Origin of the sequence: Streptomyces anulatus, from assembly GCF_014650675.1 — a bacterium.
GTDB lineage: Bacteria > Actinomycetota > Actinomycetes > Streptomycetales > Streptomycetaceae > Streptomyces > Streptomyces anulatus.
Window position 1 is genome coordinate 445,473 of the sequence record NZ_BMVK01000001.1, and the last position, 17,999, is coordinate 463,471.

20 protein-coding genes are annotated in these 17,999 nt (G+C 72.8%); 11 read left to right on the forward strand and 9 right to left on the reverse strand.

Going from position 1 to position 17,999, the window contains the following annotated elements; genetic code table 11:
* Window positions 1-83: 83 nt before the first annotated feature.
* Entirely contained in the window at window positions 84-1,067 is a 984-nt protein-coding gene (locus tag IE272_RS01980; RefSeq protein WP_050357991.1) for a helix-turn-helix transcriptional regulator, read from the forward strand.
* Between the two features lie 62 nt (window positions 1,068-1,129).
* On the forward strand, window positions 1,130-1,651 hold the full coding sequence (locus IE272_RS01985; RefSeq protein WP_050357990.1) for a DUF4240 domain-containing protein: 522 nt from the start codon (window positions 1,130-1,132) through the stop codon (window positions 1,649-1,651).
* A 10-nt stretch (window positions 1,652-1,661) separates the two neighbouring features.
* Here IE272_RS01985 and IE272_RS01990 read toward each other — a convergent pair whose 3' ends face one another.
* Window positions 1,662-2,189: a GNAT family N-acetyltransferase gene (locus IE272_RS01990; protein WP_190006113.1), complete on the reverse strand. Its 528-nt coding sequence runs from the start codon at window positions 2,187-2,189 to the stop codon at window positions 1,662-1,664.
* A 62-nt stretch (window positions 2,190-2,251) separates the two neighbouring features.
* Here IE272_RS01990 and IE272_RS01995 point away from each other — a divergent pair, with 62 nt between their 5' ends.
* The gene (locus IE272_RS01995; RefSeq protein ID WP_050357988.1) at window positions 2,252-3,151 is read left to right on the forward strand and encodes a TIGR01777 family oxidoreductase; all 900 of its coding nucleotides are present in this window, start codon (window positions 2,252-2,254) and stop codon (window positions 3,149-3,151) included.
* Window positions 3,152-3,358: 207 nt separating this feature from the next.
* Complete coding sequence (locus IE272_RS02000; protein WP_190006114.1) at window positions 3,359-4,753, forward strand: NAD(P)/FAD-dependent oxidoreductase; 1,395 nt, start codon at window positions 3,359-3,361, stop codon at window positions 4,751-4,753.
* A gap of 45 nt (window positions 4,754-4,798) precedes the next feature.
* On the opposite strand, the gene IE272_RS02005 is transcribed toward IE272_RS02000, so the two are convergent.
* Window positions 4,799-6,397, reverse strand: a complete 1,599-nt coding sequence (locus IE272_RS02005) for an NsdA family TPR-like regulatory protein (protein WP_056706486.1) — start codon at window positions 6,395-6,397, stop codon at window positions 4,799-4,801.
* A 323-nt stretch (window positions 6,398-6,720) separates the two neighbouring features.
* Between IE272_RS02005 and lipB the strand changes: the two genes are divergently transcribed.
* The 4 genes from lipB (at window position 6,721) to IE272_RS02025 (ending at window position 10,023) form a co-directional block, all read left to right on the forward strand.
* On the forward strand, window positions 6,721-7,551 hold the full coding sequence (gene lipB, locus IE272_RS02010; RefSeq protein ID WP_190006115.1) for a lipoyl(octanoyl) transferase LipB: 831 nt from the start codon (window positions 6,721-6,723) through the stop codon (window positions 7,549-7,551).
* A gap of 244 nt (window positions 7,552-7,795) precedes the next feature.
* A complete protein-coding gene (gene lipA, locus IE272_RS02015; RefSeq protein ID WP_007450206.1) occupies window positions 7,796-8,776 on the forward strand; it encodes a lipoyl synthase in 981 nt (326 codons plus the stop codon).
* Between the two features lie 270 nt (window positions 8,777-9,046).
* Window positions 9,047-9,247: an SCO2195 family GlnR-regulated protein gene (locus tag IE272_RS02020; RefSeq protein WP_007450205.1), complete on the forward strand. Its 201-nt coding sequence runs from the start codon at window positions 9,047-9,049 to the stop codon at window positions 9,245-9,247.
* 68 nt (window positions 9,248-9,315) lie between these two features.
* Window positions 9,316-10,023 carry a DUF4191 domain-containing protein gene (locus tag IE272_RS02025; RefSeq protein ID WP_007450204.1) on the forward strand — a complete coding sequence of 236 codons (708 nt, stop codon included), beginning with the start codon at window positions 9,316-9,318 and terminating at the stop codon, window positions 10,021-10,023.
* A 111-nt stretch (window positions 10,024-10,134) separates the two neighbouring features.
* On the opposite strand, the gene IE272_RS02030 is transcribed toward IE272_RS02025, so the two are convergent.
* Window positions 10,135-10,542 (reverse strand): RDD family protein, encoded by a 408-nt coding sequence (locus tag IE272_RS02030; RefSeq protein WP_190006314.1) that lies wholly within the window; start codon window positions 10,540-10,542, stop codon window positions 10,135-10,137.
* Window positions 10,543-10,823: 281 nt separating this feature from the next.
* On the opposite strand from IE272_RS02030, the gene glnA reads away from it, so the two are divergent.
* Window positions 10,824-12,233, forward strand: coding sequence for a type I glutamate--ammonia ligase (glnA, locus tag IE272_RS02035; RefSeq protein ID WP_007450202.1), 1,410 nt, complete (start codon window positions 10,824-10,826; stop codon window positions 12,231-12,233).
* 108 nt (window positions 12,234-12,341) lie between these two features.
* Here glnA and IE272_RS02040 read toward each other — a convergent pair whose 3' ends face one another.
* The 5 genes from IE272_RS02040 to IE272_RS02060 form a co-directional block, all read right to left on the reverse strand.
* Window positions 12,342-12,908 (reverse strand): GNAT family N-acetyltransferase, encoded by a 567-nt coding sequence (locus IE272_RS02040; protein WP_056706492.1) that lies wholly within the window; start codon window positions 12,906-12,908, stop codon window positions 12,342-12,344.
* A 125-nt stretch (window positions 12,909-13,033) separates the two neighbouring features.
* Window positions 13,034-13,567: a chloramphenicol phosphotransferase CPT gene (cpt, locus tag IE272_RS02045; RefSeq protein WP_190006116.1), complete on the reverse strand. Its 534-nt coding sequence runs from the start codon at window positions 13,565-13,567 to the stop codon at window positions 13,034-13,036.
* A 54-nt stretch (window positions 13,568-13,621) separates the two neighbouring features.
* Window positions 13,622-14,449 (reverse strand): M55 family metallopeptidase, encoded by an 828-nt coding sequence (locus IE272_RS02050; protein ID WP_190006117.1) that lies wholly within the window; start codon window positions 14,447-14,449, stop codon window positions 13,622-13,624.
* 35 nt (window positions 14,450-14,484) lie between these two features.
* Entirely contained in the window at window positions 14,485-14,958 is a 474-nt protein-coding gene (locus IE272_RS02055) for a hypothetical protein (RefSeq protein WP_057662213.1), read from the reverse strand.
* 138 nt (window positions 14,959-15,096) lie between these two features.
* On the reverse strand, window positions 15,097-15,402 hold the full coding sequence (locus tag IE272_RS02060) for a hypothetical protein (RefSeq protein ID WP_056706499.1): 306 nt from the start codon (window positions 15,400-15,402) through the stop codon (window positions 15,097-15,099).
* Between the two features lie 120 nt (window positions 15,403-15,522).
* On the opposite strand from IE272_RS02060, the gene IE272_RS02065 reads away from it, so the two are divergent.
* Window positions 15,523-15,882 (forward strand): arsenate reductase family protein, encoded by a 360-nt coding sequence (locus IE272_RS02065; RefSeq protein WP_050357979.1) that lies wholly within the window; start codon window positions 15,523-15,525, stop codon window positions 15,880-15,882.
* 74 nt (window positions 15,883-15,956) lie between these two features.
* Here IE272_RS02065 and IE272_RS02070 read toward each other — a convergent pair whose 3' ends face one another.
* Window positions 15,957-16,475 (reverse strand): carboxymuconolactone decarboxylase family protein, encoded by a 519-nt coding sequence (locus IE272_RS02070; RefSeq protein ID WP_050357978.1) that lies wholly within the window; start codon window positions 16,473-16,475, stop codon window positions 15,957-15,959.
* A 50-nt stretch (window positions 16,476-16,525) separates the two neighbouring features.
* Here IE272_RS02070 and pdxR point away from each other — a divergent pair, with 50 nt between their 5' ends.
* A complete protein-coding gene (gene pdxR, locus IE272_RS02075) occupies window positions 16,526-17,941 on the forward strand; it encodes a MocR-like pyridoxine biosynthesis transcription factor PdxR (RefSeq protein WP_190006118.1) in 1,416 nt (471 codons plus the stop codon).
* The last annotated feature ends 58 nt before the right edge of the window (window positions 17,942-17,999 follow it).

Below are 17,999 nucleotides of genomic sequence, written 5' to 3' on the forward strand. Positions count from 1 at the left end.
CCGGGGGTTCCTGCGTGGCGCGGGCGGACGGCGGCCGGGGGTTCCGGCGTGGTCCACCGTGCCGGTGCCGCCACAATGGGCCCATGCGCGCTGCCCGGCTGATCAAGATGGTGCTGCTCCTGCAGTCCCGCCCCGCGATGACCGCCGCGGAGCTGGCGGCCGAGCTGGAGGTGTCGGAGCGTACGGTCACCCGGGACGCGCAGGCGCTCTCCGACGCGGGCGTCCCGGTGTACGCGGAGCGCGGCCGGGCCGGCGGCTACCGGCTCGTCGGCGGCTACCGCACCCGGCTGACCGGCCTCGCCCGGGACGAGGCGGAGGCGCTGTTCCTCTCCGGTCTGCCCGCCGCGCTGCGCGAGATGGGCCTGGAGGACGCGGCGTCGGCCGCCCGCCTCAAGGTGTCGGCGGCGCTGCTGCCCTCCCTGCGCGACGCCTCCTCCTCCGCCGCCCGGCGCTTCCACCTGGACGCGCCCTCCTGGTACCACGAGCCGGAGACCCCCGAGCTGCTGCCCGTGATCGCCGACGCGGTCTGGGACGACCGGCTGCTGCGGGCCCGCTACCGCAGGGGCGGGGGCCGCGAGCAGGAGGGGACGGAGGTGGCGCGGGAGCTGGCTCCGTACGGTCTCGTCCTCAAGGCCGGGGTCTGGTACCTCTGCGCCAGGGCGGGAGAGGACTTCCGGGTCTACCGGATCGACCGCTTCACCGCCGTGGAGCCCGCCGAGACACGCTTCGACCGGGACGAGAGCTTCGACCTGCCCGGGTTCTGGGAGGAGCGGGCCGCCGGGTTCGCCCGGTCCCTGCTGCGTACCGAGGTGACCGTACGGGTGTCCGGGCGCGGGGCGCGGATGCTGGCGTACACCGGTGACCGGGCGGCGGCCGCCACCGCGCTCGCGGAGGCCCCCGAGCCGGGTCCGGACGGCCTGCGCACCCTCACGCTGCCGGTGGAATCGCTGGACGTGGCCTACGGCCAGCTGCTGGCGCTGGGGCCCGAGTTGGAGGTCCTGGCGCCCGAGTCGCTGCGGATCCGGTTCGCGGACGCCGCCGAACGCCTGCGCGAGATGTATCGCTGAAAGGCTTCAATTCGGTGTCTGCGCGTGCGGGAGCCCCCGGCAGGCTGGATGCTGGACCCGTGATGGACGAAACGGAATTCTGGGAGATCATCGACAGCACCCGCGAGGCCGCCGAGGGCGACCCCGAGGACCACGCCGACCTGCTGGTGGAACGGCTGGTGCAGCTCGATCCCGATTCCGTGCTGGACTTCGCCCGGCACTTCGAGGCCCGCTACAACCGCGCCTACCACTGGGATCTGTGGGGTGCGGCCACCGTGCTGCTGGGCGGGGCGAGCGACGACGCGTTCGACTACTTCCGCTGCTGGCTGATCGGCCAGGGCCGGGAGGTCTTCGAGGGGGCGCTGCACGATCCGGACGGCCTGGCGGAACTGCTGGAGGACTTCGACGAGCGGATCGACGGGGACGGCGAGGAGCTGGGCTACGCGGCCGACGAGGCGTACGAGCAGCTCACCGGCGTGGTCGCGCCGGACCTGGGGCTGCCGCCGCAGGCCGGGGAGCCGCTGGGCTCCCCGGTCGACTTCGAGGACGACGAGGCGCTCGCCGCCCGCTTCCCCGAGCTGTGGGACCGCTTCGGGCCCCGGTGACCCCCGGCGCTCAGGCGGGGCCGAGCGAGCGTCCCATGCAGACGTCGTCGACGTAACGCCCGTTCAGGAAGAACTCCCCGGGAAACACCCCTTCGACGGCGAAGCCCTCGGAGGCGTACAGGGCGCGGGCGGGGTCGTTGTGCGCGAGCACCCGCAGCGTGATCCGGTTGGCGCCCTGGCGGCGGGCCTCGGCCAACGAGGCCCGCACCAGGATCCGTCCCACGCCGGCCCCGCGCGCCCAGTTCGCCACGGCGAGGCCCCGTATCTGGCGGACATGGGCGTTGGCGGCGAGCGGGGTGGGCGGGACGAGACGTATGTACCCGGCGATCCGGGCCGCGCCGCCCTCCGTCTCCGCGTCCGCCTCCACCACGAGGACGTCCTGCGGGGGATACCGCTCCCCGAAGAAGGGGTCGAACGGGGGCACGGGCTTCGGCAGGACCGCGTGCAGCGTCGACCAGGTGGACCGGTCGAGCTCGGCGAGCCGGTCGTCGTCGGCTTGCACGGCGGTGCGGACGGGGCGGAGGGTGAGTGCGGCCATGGGGCCACTTTGTCACGCGGTGCTCCCGGTGTTCGAGGCGTTTCATGGGGCAGGATGGGCCCATGCCGAGCTCCCGTATCGCCGTCAGCGGATCGTCCGGACTCATCGGAGCGGCGCTGGTGCGCTCGCTGCGCGCCGACGGGCACGAGGTGGCCCGCCTGGTGCGCCGCCCCGCCAGAACCGGCGACGAGGTCGAGTGGGACCCCCAGCGCGGTTACGTGGACGTGGCCGGCCTCGTCGGCTGCGACGCCGTCGTGCACCTGGCCGGTGCCGGGGTGGGCGACCATCGCTGGACCGACGCCTACAAGCGGGAGATCCGGGACAGCCGGGTCCTGGGGACCGCCGCCGTCGCCGAGGCCGTCGCCTCGCTCGACGCCCCGCCCCGCGTGCTGCTCGCCGGGTCCGCCATCGGCTTCTACGGCGACACCGGGGACCGCCCGGTGGACGAGAGCGCGCCGCCCGGGGACGGGTTCCTGCCCTCGGTCTGCGAGGAGTGGGAGGCGGCCACCGCCGCCGCCGAGGAAGCGGGCATCCGCACGGTGCACGCGCGGACCGGGCTGGTCGTCGGCCGCGAGGGTGGGGCGTGGGGGCGGCTCTTCCCGCTGTTCAAGGCGGGGCTGGGCGGGCGGCTGGGCAACGGCCGCCAGTACTGGAGCTTCATCGCGCTGCACGACCATGTCGCGGCGCTGCGCCACATCCTGGACACCGAGTCGTTGACCGGGCCGGTGAACCTGACCGGTCCGAAGCCGGTCACCAACGCCGAGGTGACCGCCGCGATGGGCCGGGTGCTGCGCCGCCCGACGCTGTTCCCCGCGCCGGCGCCCGCGTTGCGGATCGCGCTCGGGGAGTTCGCTGAGGATGTGCTGGGCAGCCAGCGGGTGATCCCGGCGAAGCTGCTGGACTCCGGCTTCTCGTTCGCCTTCCCCGGCATCGACGGGGCGATCCGCGCCGCGCTGCGCTGAGCCGCCCGCGCGGGGCCCGCCGGTCCCCCGCGAGACCCGACCGGTCGCGCCGGGGCCGCGTGTGCGACCCCGTGCCCCGGTGCTCCCCGGCGCGCGCGTCTGACGCAGTATCAGCCATCCTCCTAGCCTCGTTGCGAACTCCGGCATTCCGGGGGCCTGTTGGGGGCATGAGCCTCCCACCAGTCGCACCGACTCGGGGAGGGGCACGTGCGCAGCACGGCACACCACGCAGACGTGGTCATCATCGGGGCCGGAATCGCCGGCCTGTCAGCGGCCCACCTGCTCATCGGGGCGGGGCTCGGCGTCAGTGTCCTGGAGGCCGAGCCCCGGGTGGGCGGCCGGCTCGCCACCGACGAGGTGGACGGCTTCCGGCTCGACCGGCTCGGCCCGCTCCTCTGCACGTCCTGGCCCGAGCTGACCGGCACCCCGGGGCTCGGCGCTCCGGAACTGCGGGAGTTCGCGCCGGGCGTCCTGGTCCACAGCGAGGGCCGCCGCCATCTCACCGGCGACATACGGAGCGCGAGGGGCGCACTCAAGGCAGTACGCACCCGATCGAGCGCCCCCCGAGCTCCCTGGGCTCCCCGCGCTCCCCGGGCGGCGCAGAGCGCGTACGGGCACGAGCACGGCGCCCCGGCGCGCGGGGGCGGCCGGGGCGGCGTGGTGACCGGGGCGATCGACCGGGCCCGGCTGGGCGCTGCGCTGTCCCGGCTGGCGGCCACCCCGCAGGCCCGGCTCCTGGCCCGCCCGGAGCGGACCGTCGTCGGCTCCCTGCCCGGCGTCGGCCTGCCCGGCCGTACGGTGGACGGCGTCCTGCGCCCCCTGCTCACGGCCCTGCTCAGCGACCCCGCCCTCACCACGTCGAGCCGGTGCGCCGATCTCGCCCTGCGGGACTACGCGCGCGGCGGCCTGTGCGTACCGGCGGGCGGGTCGTCCGCGCTGCCGGAGCTGCTGGCGGCCTCGCTGCCGCCGGGCACGGTCCGGACCGGGGTGCATGTGACGGCCGCCGACATCACCTCCGTACGCACCAAGGAGCACGGTGAACTGGGGTGCCGCTCCCTGCTGCTGGCGACCGGAGCGGGGGCCGCGGCCGAGCTGCTGCCCGGTCTGCGGGTGCCGTCCTTCCACCCGGTGACGGTCCTTCACCACACCGCGCCCGCCCCGCCGCCGACGGGCAGGTCGCTGGTGCTGGACGGCGACCGGTCGGGCCCGGTGGCGTACACCGCGGTGATGAGCGAGGTCGACCCCTCGCGGGCGCCGGAGGGCCGGACGCTGATCACCTCGACGGTGCTCGGGGCCCCGCCGCCGGACCTGGACCGCTCGGTGCGGGCGCATCTGGCGGCGCTGTACGGCGTGCCGACGGACGGCTGGGAGCTGCTGGCGACCCATCACGACCCGGAGGCGGTGCCCGCGATGGAGGCCCCGCACGATCCGCGCCGCCCGGTGCGGGTGCTGGCCGGGCTGTACGTGTGCGGCGACCACCGCGACACGAGCACGGTCCAGGGCGCGCTGCAGTCGGGCCGGCGGGCGGCGGAGGCGATCCTCACCGACCTCGCCGTCCCGGGCACCCACGAGGGGAGTCCGCGGCTGCCGGAGGCGGCGTGAGCCCCGGCCCGGGTCCCGCAGGGGCCGGCCCCGTGTCTGCGGAGGTCAGCCGAGGGCGGCGACCCGGTCGCGGTAGCCGCGTACGGCGACCGCGTCCCGGTAGGGCTCCAGGCTGCGCTCGAAGGCGCGTACGTACTCCGTGGCGCGCACCGAGCGCATCTCGGCCGCCTGCTGGGCCGCCTCCGCGCCCAGCAGGCAGGCCTGGTCCAACTCGCCCAGGCCCAGCCGGGCCGAGGCGAGGACCACCCGGCAGAACAGCCTGCTGCGGGCGTACGCCGGTGCGCGCAGCTGGAGCGACCGCTCGGCGTGCTGGGCGGCGGCCCGGTACTGCTGGAGGTCCCGGTGGCAGTGGCCCAGCTCGTCGGCGAGCTGCGCCTCGTCGAAGGTGCGGGCCCAGTGCGGCACCTCGTCGCCGGGACGTGCGGTCTCCAGGGCGTGTTCGGCCCGGGTCAGGGCGGCGGTGCAGGAGCGTGCCTCGCCGAGCACGCCGTGCCCGCGCGCCTCGACCGCGTGCAGCAGCGCCTGGACGAGGGGCGGGGCGGCCGAGCCGACGCCCTGCTGGGCCACGCGGGCGAGCTGGACGGCCTCCCTGCCGTGCCCGAGGTAGACCGCCTGACGGCTCATCGTGATCAGCACGTAGGCGCCGTACCCGCGATCCCCGGCGGCCTGGGCGAGCCGCAGCGCCTGGACGAAGTACCGCTGGGCCAGGCCGTGGGCGGCGATGTCGTACGAGGTCCAGCCGGCCAGCCGGGTCAGGTCGGCGACCGCGGCGAACAGCCGGCGTCCGGTGGCCTCGCCGTACGTGCCCCGGAGCATCGGTTCGGCCTCGTGCTCCAGATACCGCACGAGGGCCTGCCGGGCGTGGCCGCCGCCGTAGGCGTGGTCGAGGGTGCGGAACAGCTCGCCGACCGAACGCAGGGCGGCGACGTCCCCGCCGCCGACCCGCTGGCCGGGCCCGCGGTCCGTCTGGCGCTGGCGCGGGACCACGGGCAGCGCCCCGGTCCCGGGCGGCGCCCCGGCGGGCGGATGCGTGGCGGCGGGGTGCGTGGCGGCCGGGCCCGGGGGCGTGGGCCGCAGCGGTCCGGCGGCCGGGCGCGGCAGTCCCCGGACCTCGGTGCGCGGCGCCCCGTCCGGGCGGCCGGGCGAGGGGGACCCGGCCTCTCCCCCGGCCCGGCGGGCGGCGGCGCCGTCCCGGGCCACCCATTCGTCGGCCCGGCCGATCAGCCAGTCCCGGCTGGGGACGACGAGTCCGGCCGGGGTGAAGGCGATCTTGCGCAGCTCGACGTGGGTGCCGGAGTCCTTGCGCCAGAGTCCGCTGACGATGTCGACCGCCTCGGCGGGGGTGGCCGCGAACTCCAGGCCCGCGTAGACGGGTGCGCAGGCGTCGAGCCCGAGGTCCTGCGCGGAGAGCCGCCGCCCCAGCCGCCGGGTGAAGACCTCGGCGATCAGCGCGGGCGTGGTGCCGCGCGGCTGCTGCCCCCGCAGCCAGCGGGTGACCGAGGTCTTGTCGTACCGCAGGTCGAGGCCGTGTTCGAGGCCGAGCTGATCGACCCGGCGGGCCAGGCCGGCGTGCGAGAAGCCGGCTTCCGCGATGAGTGAGGCGAGTCGACGGTTGGGGGTGCGCTGCGGGGGTCGTTCCGACATCAGCTGTACGGTCTCCTGCCTTCGGGGCCGGACGGGCAGCCCTCATGGGAACGGCGCGAATTTAGCGGCCACCGGAGCCGTCTCAGTCCACCTTTGCTCCACGTTCATCCGATCGTGTGAGGATTCCGGACAGAGCTGACGGAAACGCCCGACCTGTGGACGGTCCGGTCCCGGGCCGCGGACGGGCCCGGGACCGGCGCCCGCACCTGCCGGGGGCCTGTTCGGGCGACGGTCGTACAGTGGATGCGGGCGCGATCAGTGCAGGGTTCCGTCACCCCGGGGACACCCCTCCGGGCACGCGGGGCCCACGTAGGGAGGCATCGGTGAGCGAACTGCGGTTCGTCCGTCTGGGCTTCGGCGAACAGGCCGTCGAATACACGGAGGCTTGGCAGAAGCAGCGCGAGGTGCACGCGGACCGGTTCGAGGACCGGGTCCCGGACACCTGTCTGCTCCTGGAGCACCCGCCCGTCTACACCGCGGGGCGCCGCACGGCGGAGAGCGAGCGCCCGCTGGACGGCACCCCGGTCATCGATGTGGACCGAGGCGGGAAGATCACCTGGCACGGCCCCGGGCAGCTCGTGGGCTACCCGATCCAGAAGCTGCCGCGCCCGGTCGACGTCGTCGCGCACGTCCGCCGGCTGGAGGACGCGCTGATCCGCACGGCCGCCGACTTCGGCGTGGAGACCTCCCGGGTCGAGGGCCGCAGCGGCGTCTGGGTGCTCGGCGACCCGGTCGAGCAGCGCCAGGCGCTGGGCGGGCTCTCGCTGGACTTCGACCCGAGGCTCCAGGACGAGGAGTTCGACCCTCGGCTGAACGGCCCCGAGTACGCCCCGTCCAACGCCGGCCAGCGCCGCGAGGACCGCAAGCTGGCCGCGATCGGGATCCGGGTCGCCAAGGGCGTCACGATGCACGGCTTCGCACTCAACGTGAACCCGGACAACACCTGGTTCGACCGGATCGTGCCGTGCGGCATCCGCGACGCGGGTGTCACGTCCCTCTCCAACGAGCTGGGCCGGGAGATCACCATCGAGGAGGTGCTGCCGGTCGCCGAGAGGCACCTGCGGGACATCCTGGAGAACGCGGAGCTCGCGCCGCGCGCGGTCGAGCAGCCGAAGGCCGCGGCCGCCCCGGCCCCGGCCCCGGCCCCGGCCTAGGGGTCCGAACCTGCCCTACCCGCCGAACCGGCCGCACGGCCGTACCGACCAGTAGCCCGACCGCCGCCATCGGCCGGGGAATAGGCCCCGTCGGCCGCAGGTTGGGCAGGCGTAAGGCCGTTTGATGTACGGGCGTACCCTGGTGTTCGCCAAAGAATCCAAAGCGAGTCCCTCGCGAAACGCTCGCGCATCCCACGCGAACCCGACGCGAATCCAACGCAGCAGAGAGCAAAGGGGAGCCGGAGTGTCCGCTGTCGCACCCGACGGGCGCAAGATGCTGCGCCTGGAGGTCCGGAACAGCCAGACCCCCATCGAGCGCAAGCCCGAGTGGATCAAAACGCGGGCGAAGATGGGCCCCGAGTACAAGCAGCTGCAGCAGCTGGTGAAGGGCGAAGGGCTGCACACGGTCTGCCAGGAGGCGGGCTGCCCCAACATCTTCGAATGCTGGGAGGACCGCGAGGCCACCTTCCTCATCGGCGGCGACCAGTGCACCCGGCGCTGCGACTTCTGCCAGATCGACACGGGCAAGCCGCAGGCGCTGGACCGCGACGAGCCCCGCCGCGTCGGCGAGTCGGTCGTCACGATGGACCTGAACTACGCCACCATCACCGGCGTCGCCCGCGACGACCTGGAGGACGGCGGCGCCTGGCTGTACGCCGAGACCGTCCGCCAGATCCACACGCTCACCGCGGAGCGGGAGGCGGGCGCGACCAAGGTCGAGCTGCTGATCCCCGACTTCAACGCCGAGCCCGAGCAGCTCGCCGAGGTCTTCTCCTCGCGCCCCGAGGTGCTCGCGCACAACGTGGAGACGGTGCCGCGGATCTTCAAGCGGATCCGCCCCGGCTTCCGTTACGAGCGTTCCCTGGAGGTCATCACGCGGGCCCGCGAGGCCGGTCTGATCACCAAGTCGAACCTGATCCTCGGCATGGGCGAGACCCGCGAGGAAGTCAGCGAGGCGCTCCAGGACCTGTACGACGCAGGTTGCGAGCTCATCACGATTACGCAGTACCTGCGCCCCTCCGTACGGCACCACCCGGTCGAGCGCTGGGTGAAGCCGCACGAGTTCGTCGAGCTGAAGGACGAGGCCGACGCGATCGGCTACTCCGGCGTGATGTCGGGCCCGCTGGTGCGGTCTTCGTACCGCGCGGGGCGCCTCTTCCAGCAGGCGATGGAGGCGCGCGGCGTCGCCGCCGCCGGGAGCACCCAGGCCGCACAGGCCGTGTGAATCCGCTCACGAATCATTACCGAGCAGTAACCGCATCACCGAGGCGGTCCGGACGCTCCCCGCAGGTCGGGGACGCGTACGGACCGCCTCGGCGTGCGCGGCACCGGAATCAAGGCTTCATTGGTGTTTGACCGCCCGGTCATGCGCTGGTAACACCGAGCAGTGACCCTGGGTACACGTACGGCAGCGACTCCAGCAGCCACCGCCGTCACGGCTTCCCACACTCATCCGCGCCCCGCAGGCGCATCCATTCCGAGGGGGAACACCACGATGCAGGCCGCACCGGTCCGCGCCCACGCCCTTCCGTCCGTCACCACCGCCCTGCGCGCCGTCGAGTCGCTGCTGCTGAGCAGCGGCCAGCGCACCGCCCGCCGCAACGCCTGGACGGCCGTCCTGGAGGACCGCCGCCGCGCCAAGGACCGGGTGGAGGCCCAGCACGTGCTGGACGCCGTGGCCGACCACCGTTCCTAGGTCGCTCCCCCGTTCCCGGGTCACTCCCACGTTCCTAGGTCGCTCCCCCGCCACGTAAACTTCAGAACATGGCGAGGAAGGCAAAAACTGAAGGCGCGGACAGCGCCGAGAACGCAGGGCGGCTCAAGCAGATCGCCCTGACCTACAAGATGACCAGGCGGACCGACAGCAAGATCGGTCTTGTCGTCGCGGGTGTCGGAATCGTCACGTTCGGTGTCCTCCTCGGCATCGGCTTCGCGATCGGTCACCCCGTCTATCTGGGCATCCTGGGCTTCGTCCTGGCCGTCCTCGCGATGGCGATCGTCTTCGGCCGGCGCGCCGAGCGGGCGGCCTTCGGACAGATGGAGGGCCAGCCCGGAGCGGCGGCCGCCGTCCTGGACCGGATCGGACGCGGCTGGACCACCACCCCCGCGGTGGCGATGAACCGCAGCCAGGACGTCGTCCACCGGGCGGTCGGCAAGGCCGGCATCGTCCTGGTGGCCGAGGGCAACCCGAACCGGGTGAAGAGCCTGCTGGCGGCCGAGAAGAAGAAGATGGCCCGCATCGTGGTGGACGTGCCGGTGCACGACATCATCGTCGGCAACGACGAGGGCCAGGTGCCCCTGAAGAAGGTCCGCACCAAGATGCTGAAGCTCCCCCGCGTCCTGACCGGCCCGCAGGTCACCTCCACCAACGACCGCCTGCGCGCGATGGGCGACCTGATGAGCAACATGCCGCTGCCGAAGGGCCCGATGCCCAAGGGCATGCGGATGCCGCGCGGCGGAAAGATGCGCTGACCGGGACATACGTGAAACGGGGCGGCCCCGGACCGATAACGGTCCCGGGGCCGCCCCGTTTCTCATGTCACGTAGGGGGAGGCCGCATCCCTCACCTCGCGTACGCGGAGGTCACATCCGGACCTGCACGGCGCGGGACAGCCGGTCGTGCAGTCCGCGCCCGTCGCGGTCCCAGACCAGCGCGGGGATGAGGAGCAGGAGCAGCACGGTCCGCACGACGACCCGCACGAACCCGAGCCGCCCACCGTCGTCGGCGACCACCCGGACGCCCAGGATGCGCTTCCCGGGCGTGCAGCCGATGGTGCCGACGGTCAGCAGGCTCATCACGAGGAAGACCCCGAGCGCCCAGTTCCCCGCCGCCTGCTGGTCACCACGAGCGAGCAGCCCGTATGCGATCACCATGCAGAGCGACCAGTCGATGAAGAGGGCCCCGAAGCGCCGTCCGAGCGGAGCGACCGAGCCGGGCCCCTCCTCGGGCAGCCCGAGCCCCTTGCCCCGGTAGCCGAAGTCGGCGCCCATCTCCTCGGCGGCCGCGCGGGGCCCCGAGAGCCACGATCCGATTGCTTGCCTGTTGTCCACCCGTCCACGGTACTGCGCCCATGTTTGCCCCCGGGCGGGCGGGGCACCGGAAACAGTCGCGGAGATGCCGCCCGCCACCGCCCCGGTTAACTTGGGCGAAACAAATGGGTCACGCTTGAGAAATCACGCCTGCCTATGGTCGGGTCCAGCGTGTGCCACCGCACTGGCCGCACCACGAGCTACAACCCCGTCCCTCCCGGGCCGGGAGTAGGAGGAGTTGGATGTTCCAGAACGCCGACGAAGTGCAGAAGTACGTAGCGGACAACGACGTCAAGTTCATCGATGTCCGGTTCTGCGACCTGCCCGGGGTGATGCAGCACTTCACGATCCCGGCAGCGACCTTCGACCCGGCCGAGGAACTGGCCTTCGACGGTTCGTCGATCCGCGGCTTCCAGGCCATCCACGAGTCGGACATGGCGCTGCGCGCGGACCTGTCGACGGCTCGGGTGGACCCCTTCCGCCGTGACAAGACCGTCAACATCAACTTCTTCATCCACGACCCGATCACGGGCGAGCAGTACAGCCGTGACCCGCGCAACATCGCCAAGAAGGCCGAGGCCTACCTCGCCTCGACCGGCTTCGCGGACACCGCGTACTTCGGCCCGGAGGCCGAGTTCTACGTCTTCGACAACGTCCGCTTCCAGACGTCGGCGAACGAGAGCTTCTACCACATCGACTCCGAGGCCGGCGCCTGGAACACCGGGTCGGAGGAGAACAACCGCGGCTACAAGGTCCGCTACAAGGGCGGCTACTTCCCGACCCCGCCGGTCGACCACTTCGCCGACCTGCGTGCCGAGATCTCCCTGGAGCTGGACAAGAACGGCCTTCAGGTCGAGCGCCAGCACCACGAGGTCGGCACGGCCGGCCAGGCCGAGATCAACTACAAGTTCAACACGCTGCTCGCCGCGGCCGACGACCTGATGCTCTTCAAGTACATCGTGAAGAACGTCGCCTGGCGCAACGGCAAGACCGCGACCTTCATGCCGAAGCCGATCTTCGGCGACAACGGCTCGGGCATGCACGTGCACCAGTCGCTGTGGCAGGGCGGCGTCCCGCTCTTCTACGACGAGCAGGGTTACGCCGGCCTCTCGGACATGGCCCGCTACTACATCGGCGGCATCCTGAAGCACGCCCCGTCGCTGCTGGCCTTCACCAACCCGACGGTGAACTCCTACCACCGCCTGGTCCCCGGCTTCGAGGCCCCGGTCAACATGGTGTACTCGCAGCGCAACCGCTCCGCCGCGATGCGCATCCCGATCACCGGCTCGAACCCGAAGGCCAAGCGCGTCGAGTTCCGCGCCCCGGACCCGTCCTCGAACCCGTACCTCGCGTTCTCGGCACTGCTGATGGCGGGCCTGGACGGCGTGAAGAACAAGATCGAGCCGGCCGAGCCGATCGACAAGGACCTCTACGAGCTGGCTCCCGAGGAGCACGCCAACGTCCAGCAGGTCCCGACGTCCCTCCCGGCCGTGCTCGACGCCCTGGAGGCGGACAACGAGTACCTCCAGGCGGGCGGCGTCTTCACGTCGGACCTGATCGAGACGTGGATCGACTACAAGCGCACGAACGAGATCGCCCCGATCCAGCTGCGGCCGCACCCGCACGAGTTCGAGCTGTACTTCGACATCTAGGAACACCACGGGCCGGCTCACCCGCGCCCGGGAGGCCGAGGGCCGCCATCTCCTCCGGGAGGTGGCGGCCCTCGCTCGTCGACGGACGGGAACTGACGACCGGTGTCGTCACCGCAGCGAAGGCCGGGCCCGTCCCGCCCAGTACTCGTCCGCCGTGATGCCCAGCAGGACCACGTCGTGGTACGCGCCCGCGAAGAACTCGTGCTGGCGCAGGCGGCCCTCCTCCACGAAGCCGAGTTTGCGGTAGAGGGCCAGGGAGGCGTCGTTGAAGGCGTAGACCTCCACCTCGCACTTGTGGCAGCGCTGTTCGGCGAACATGTAGGTGAGGACCAGCTCGGAGGCCTCGGCCGCGTAGCCCTGGCGGCGGTGTTCCCGGGTGACCTCGATGCCCGTACGGAAGCGGCCTGCCCGGGCGTCCGTCTCGCCGACCGACACCGCGCCGACGAAGGCATGCTCGAAGCGGGTCTCGATGACCAGTTGGTACGCGGCCGGGTTCGGGGTGCGGCCGGCGCGCTCGGTGGCCCAGGCGCGGAAGCTCTCGTCCGAGCGGGGCGGCTCCACCACGTCGGCGTTGCGGGCGTCCACGGTGTGCAGGGCCAGGGCCCGGAAGCCCTCCCAGTCCTGCGGTTCGACGCCCCGCAGGCGTATCCTCTCGCCGGTCCACAGGTCGGTCATCGCTCTCCACTGTTCGGGCGGCCCGTGCGGGGCCGGTGTGTACGGGTGTGATGTGTACGGGTGTGGTGCGGTGCTGGGGGGCGGGGCGGTTGGGGCCGGCCCGTTGCTCGGGCGGTCCGGGACGGTTACGTGAGCCTGGCGGCGATGGTTCTCGCGCAGGTCAGGGACTCCGCGTGCGTGGTGTCCACCTCCAGGTCGTACGTCACGCCCCGGTGGACCGTCTCCGCCTGTGCCGCGGCCATGCCCCTCGGGCGGTCACCCCGGGCGATCTCGCGGGCCTCCGCGACCGCGCCCTCGCAACGGACCCCCACCCACAGCACGTTCAGTCCGGTCAGAGCCTTCTGCCACGGTTCCTGGGAGGCGGGGCCGCCGAGGAACACGTCGTCGACGATCACCTTGGCGCCTGCGCGGACCATCGCCGCGACGCCCTCGCGCCAGGCCGCCTCCAGCCTGCGGAACTCCGGTCCGACGGCCACGCCGCCGTCCTCCGCGAACTCGATGCCCTCACCGGCCGATCTCAGGGATGCGGGCAGCGCATCGACGAAGGTGTCGATCGCGGCGGCGAGCCACGGTTCCGGCAGTTCCGCCTGGAGGCAGCGGACGATGCCGGACTTGCCGGAGCTGGACCCGCCGTTCAGCACGATCACCTGGATTGTCACCCGGTCACAGTAGAGGGAACCGGTACGGTGTTCGACGCTATTACGGGACACCCCTCAGGTGGGCTTGATCCTGGCCAGTTGCGCGAGGAGCAGGATCAACCGGTACGCCGTCGCGTAGTCGGGGGACGTGAAGGCGACCGTACGGGCACCCCCGGTGCGTGAGACGCCCGGAACGAGGGTCGCCAGGTCGATGGTGTGCGGGCTCGCGAGGTCGACCTCCACGTTCAACGTCCCCGTAAGAGCCAGGGGCTGGATCTCCGCGCGGCGGGTGACCGCGTCCGCCGCCGCCCGGCGCAGCCGGTCCCGGGCTTCCTCCGGGTGGAGGGTCACGGCGGCCGCCATGCCCAGGGCCTCCTTGACCGGGACGGTGACCGCCGCGGGGACCAGGTCGTTCAGCTCGGCGCAGGCCGCGTCGTCGCCGCTGAGCAGGACGACCGGTACGCCGAGGTGGCCGGCCATGGCCGCGTTGAGCCCGATCTCGCCCAGGGAACGGCCGGCCACCCGTACGTCGAGGATCTCGCCGTTCATGGTGTGCGCCAGCACGCCCGGCCCCTCGCCCGCGCGGACGTGGTAGCCGACGAACAGCGCGGCATCGGTCTCCTCGTCGAGCCCGGCGAGCATGTTCAGCGAGCGCGGCTTGCCCCGGACGAGGCGGGCCCGGCGGTCCAGCTGTTCCGGCAGGAGGTTCCGGAAGGTGCCGTGCGCGTCGGCGACCAGCACCTCGGCCGTGGGGTCGGCGTCCAGGACGCCCGCGATCACCGCGTTCGCGTCGGCCGTCATCAGCTCCCGGCCGCGCTGGTAGTCGTAACGCTCGGGGTTCGTCTCGGAGGAGTGGACGATTCCCGAGACGCCTTCCATGTCGACCGAGATCAGTAGCTTCATGGGGTCCGGAGCCTACCTCGCGTACGCGCGGCCGGTCAGGAGCCGGCGAGACTCCCCCGTGCCGCGTCCATGAACGCGGTCTTGGCCGCCTCCAGGTGCTCGTTGACCTCGATGCCCCCGATGTCACGCCACACCGCCGCGTTGAGGGCGTGGCCGTACGTCGTCACGGGCTCGCGCAAGGCCTCGTCGCACAGGAGCGTGACATTGCCGGACGCGGTCCACAGCGCGGTCATGACCGGGCCCGTCCGCGTCATCCAGCCGTCCTCGTCGTCGCCCCACGGATCGGGTCGGCTGTAGGCGGCCCGTTCCGCTGCCAGGGTGCAGGCGACGAACTCCTTGAGCACCTCGATCTGTTCGGCCCTGCGGCTCTCCGTGGTGGCCACGGCCTGGCGGCGTTCCTCGACGCGTTCCGCCGAGCGCTGGGTGGCGCGCTGGGCGAGAGCCGTCAGGCCGCCTCCCAGCGCGACTCCGGCGAGCGAAACGGCCGAAGTCCACAGATCGGCTGCCATGGTGACGCCCTTTCACCCGTATCCGTGTGCGGTCGGGTCCATGGTCCCGCAGGGGCTTGCCGGGCAGCCCGGTGCCCCCGGCCGGACGGAACGGCAGGGGGCACAGGGCGATCGGCAGTCGGGTCGGGTCAGTTCACGTCAGCGGCCGTAGCGGATCAGGGCGCGGACCATGCGGCAGGTGGTGTCGGACGGCGGGTGGATGCCCAGGCGCTCGGCGGTGATCCGTATCCGGTGGTTGCCGGCGCTGGAGGGCTGGTAGACCCCGCTGTCGAGCAGGGCGATGGCCAGGCGCATGGCCTTGAGGCGGCGGTTGTGGGAGACGTACCACTCGCGGGGGCGGCCCGCGGGCAGTCGCTTCTTCGGCAGGGGGGTGGGAAGCGGCGGGTTGAAGGGCATCGGGAGCTGTCGGTCGAGCGGCTCGGTCGTGACTGTGGCAACAGCCATTCGGCATCCTCCTGGCAGCGTGGTGGAACCCTCACGAACTCCCTCCATTTTACTGCCCCCCACTGACAATCGCCCCTGGCCAGAGGCCATTTCGGCAGTCCCTCGCGTAACCTTGGCCCCATGGAGATCTGGATCAATCCGGCCTGTTCGAAGTGCCGCAGCGCGCTCACCCTGCTCGACGCGGAAGGGGCCGACTACACCGTCCGCCGCTACCTGGAGGACGTGCCCTCGCCCGAGGAGATCCGGGCCGTGCTGGACCGGCTCGGGCTGGAGCCGTGGGACATCACGCGGACGCAGGAGGCGGCGGCGAAGGAGCTCGGGCTGAAGGAGTGGCCGCGGGAGGCCGGTTCCCGGGAGCGGTGGATCGCCGCCCTGTCCGAGCACCCGAAGCTGATCCAGCGGCCGATCATCACCGCCGAGGACGGTACGGCCGTGGTGGCGCGGAGCGAGGAAGCGGTACGGGACGCGTTGGGGCGGTAGTGGCCCCCCACACCCGGCCCGGACCGAATGGGACGGGCCGGTGGGTGGGCGGGGGGAGCGGCCGGGCGGGGTCGTCAGCGTTCGTCCGTGCCCGCGCGCTTGGCGGTGGACAGCGCTATGCGGTTCCAGGTGTTGATCGTGAGGATCAGGGCCAGCAGATGGGCCAGCTCCTCCTCGTCGAAGTGGGCCGCCGCCCGGTCGTAGACCCCGTCCGGTACGCCGGCGTCCCCGATCCGGGTGACCGCGTCCGTGAGGGCCAGGGCGGCCTGTTCCCGCTCCGTGAAGAAGTGCTCCGCCTCCTGCCACACCGCGACCATGTGCAGGCGGTCCTCGCTCTCGCCCGCCTTCCGTGCGTCCGTGGTGTGCATGTGCAGGCAGTACGCGCACCGGTTCAGGTGCGAGGCGCGGATCTGGACCAGTTCGACCAGCGTCGGGTCCAGGCCCGCGCGGGCCGCCGCGTCCAGGCCGATCACGGCCCGGAAGACCTTCGGAGCGGTCTTCGCGAAGTCCAGCCGGGAGGTGGTCGTGTTGCTCCGGACGGTGGTGGCGGGGGCGGTCCTGCGGTCGTTCGTCTTGATCTCCGTCGTCGTCATGGGTACGAATCTAGGGCGACAAGCGACTGGGCGTGGGGTGCATTTCTGTGATGAATTCATGGGTCAATTCGGCGGAGATCCTGGGCAGCGATCTGCCGCTGGAGCTCTCCGGGACCGGTAACCGCCGGGCCCTGCTGATGGACGCGCTGCGCGAGGCCGTGCGCAGCGGGCGGCTCGCGCCCGGCACCCGGCTGCCGCCCTACCGTTCCCTCGCCGCCGATCTCGGCCTCGCCCGCAACACCGTCGCCGACGCGTACGCCGAGCTGGTCGCGGAAGGATGGCTCGCCGCCCGCCAGGGCTCGGGGACCCGGGTCGCCGAGCGGGCCGTCCCGGTCACCCCCGTGCACCGGCCGCGCACCCCCGAGCGCGCCGCCCGCCCGGTCCATGACCTGGTCCAGGGGCAGCCGGACCCCTCGGTCTTCCCGCGCACCGCCTGGCTGGCCTCGGCGCGGCGTGCGCTCGCCGCCGCCCCCGACGACGCGTTCGGGCCCGGCGATCCGCACGGGCGGCCCGAGCTGCGGCGGGCCCTGGCCGGCTATCTGGCCCGGGTGCGCGGGGTGCGGGCCGCGCCGGAGCGGATCGTGCTGTGCTCGGGGGCCGCGCACGGGCTGCGGCTGTTGGCGGAGGTGGTGGGCGGCCCCTGGGCGGCGGAGGAGTACGGCCTGCCCTTCCACCGCGCGCTGCTCGCCTCCCACGGGGTCGGCACCCGGCCGCTCGGCGTGGACGCGGACGGCGCCCGGGTCGACGGGCTCACCCGTCGCGACCGTGCCGTACTCCTCACGCCCGCCCACCAGTTCCCCACCGGCGGGCCGCTGCACCCGGGGCGCCGGGCGGCCGTCGTCGACTGGGCCCGGGCCACCGGCGGGCTCGTCGTCGAGGACGACTACGACGGGGAGTTCCGCTACGACCGGCAGCCCGTCGGTGCTGTTCAAGGGCTCGATCCCGAGCATGTGGTGCTGTTGGGGTCGGTGAGCAAGAGTCTCTCCCCCACCCTGCGGATCGGGTGGATGGTGCTGCCCCAGCGGCTCGTGGGCCCCGTCGTCACGGCGAAGGGCGAGCGCGAGCAGTTCTCCAGCGCCACCGAGCAGTTGACGCTCGCGGACTTCGTCGGGTCGGGCGCGTACGACCGGCAGGTCCGGCGGATGCGGCAGCGCCACCGCCGCCGCCGGGACCAGTTGGTGGCGGCCCTGGAGCGGCGGGCCCCGCACATCCGGGTCACCGGGATCGCGGCCGGTCTGCACGCGGTGCTGGAACTGCCGCCCGGCACCGAGCGTTCGGCGGTCCGGGCGGCAGCCTGGCAGGGGCTGGCGGTGGAGTGCCTCGCCGACTACCTGCACCCGGGGTCGGAGGGTGCGGGGCAGGCGGACGCCCCGCGGGACGGGCTCGTCGTCGGGTACGCGACACCCGCCGAATCCGCCTACCCGGAGGCGTTGGAGGCCCTGTGCCGGGCCTTGCCGCCGGGATGAGCCGGCGGGGAGCCGCGGGGCCCGCCTGCCCGGAGGCCCTGGAATCGGTGGAGTCGGT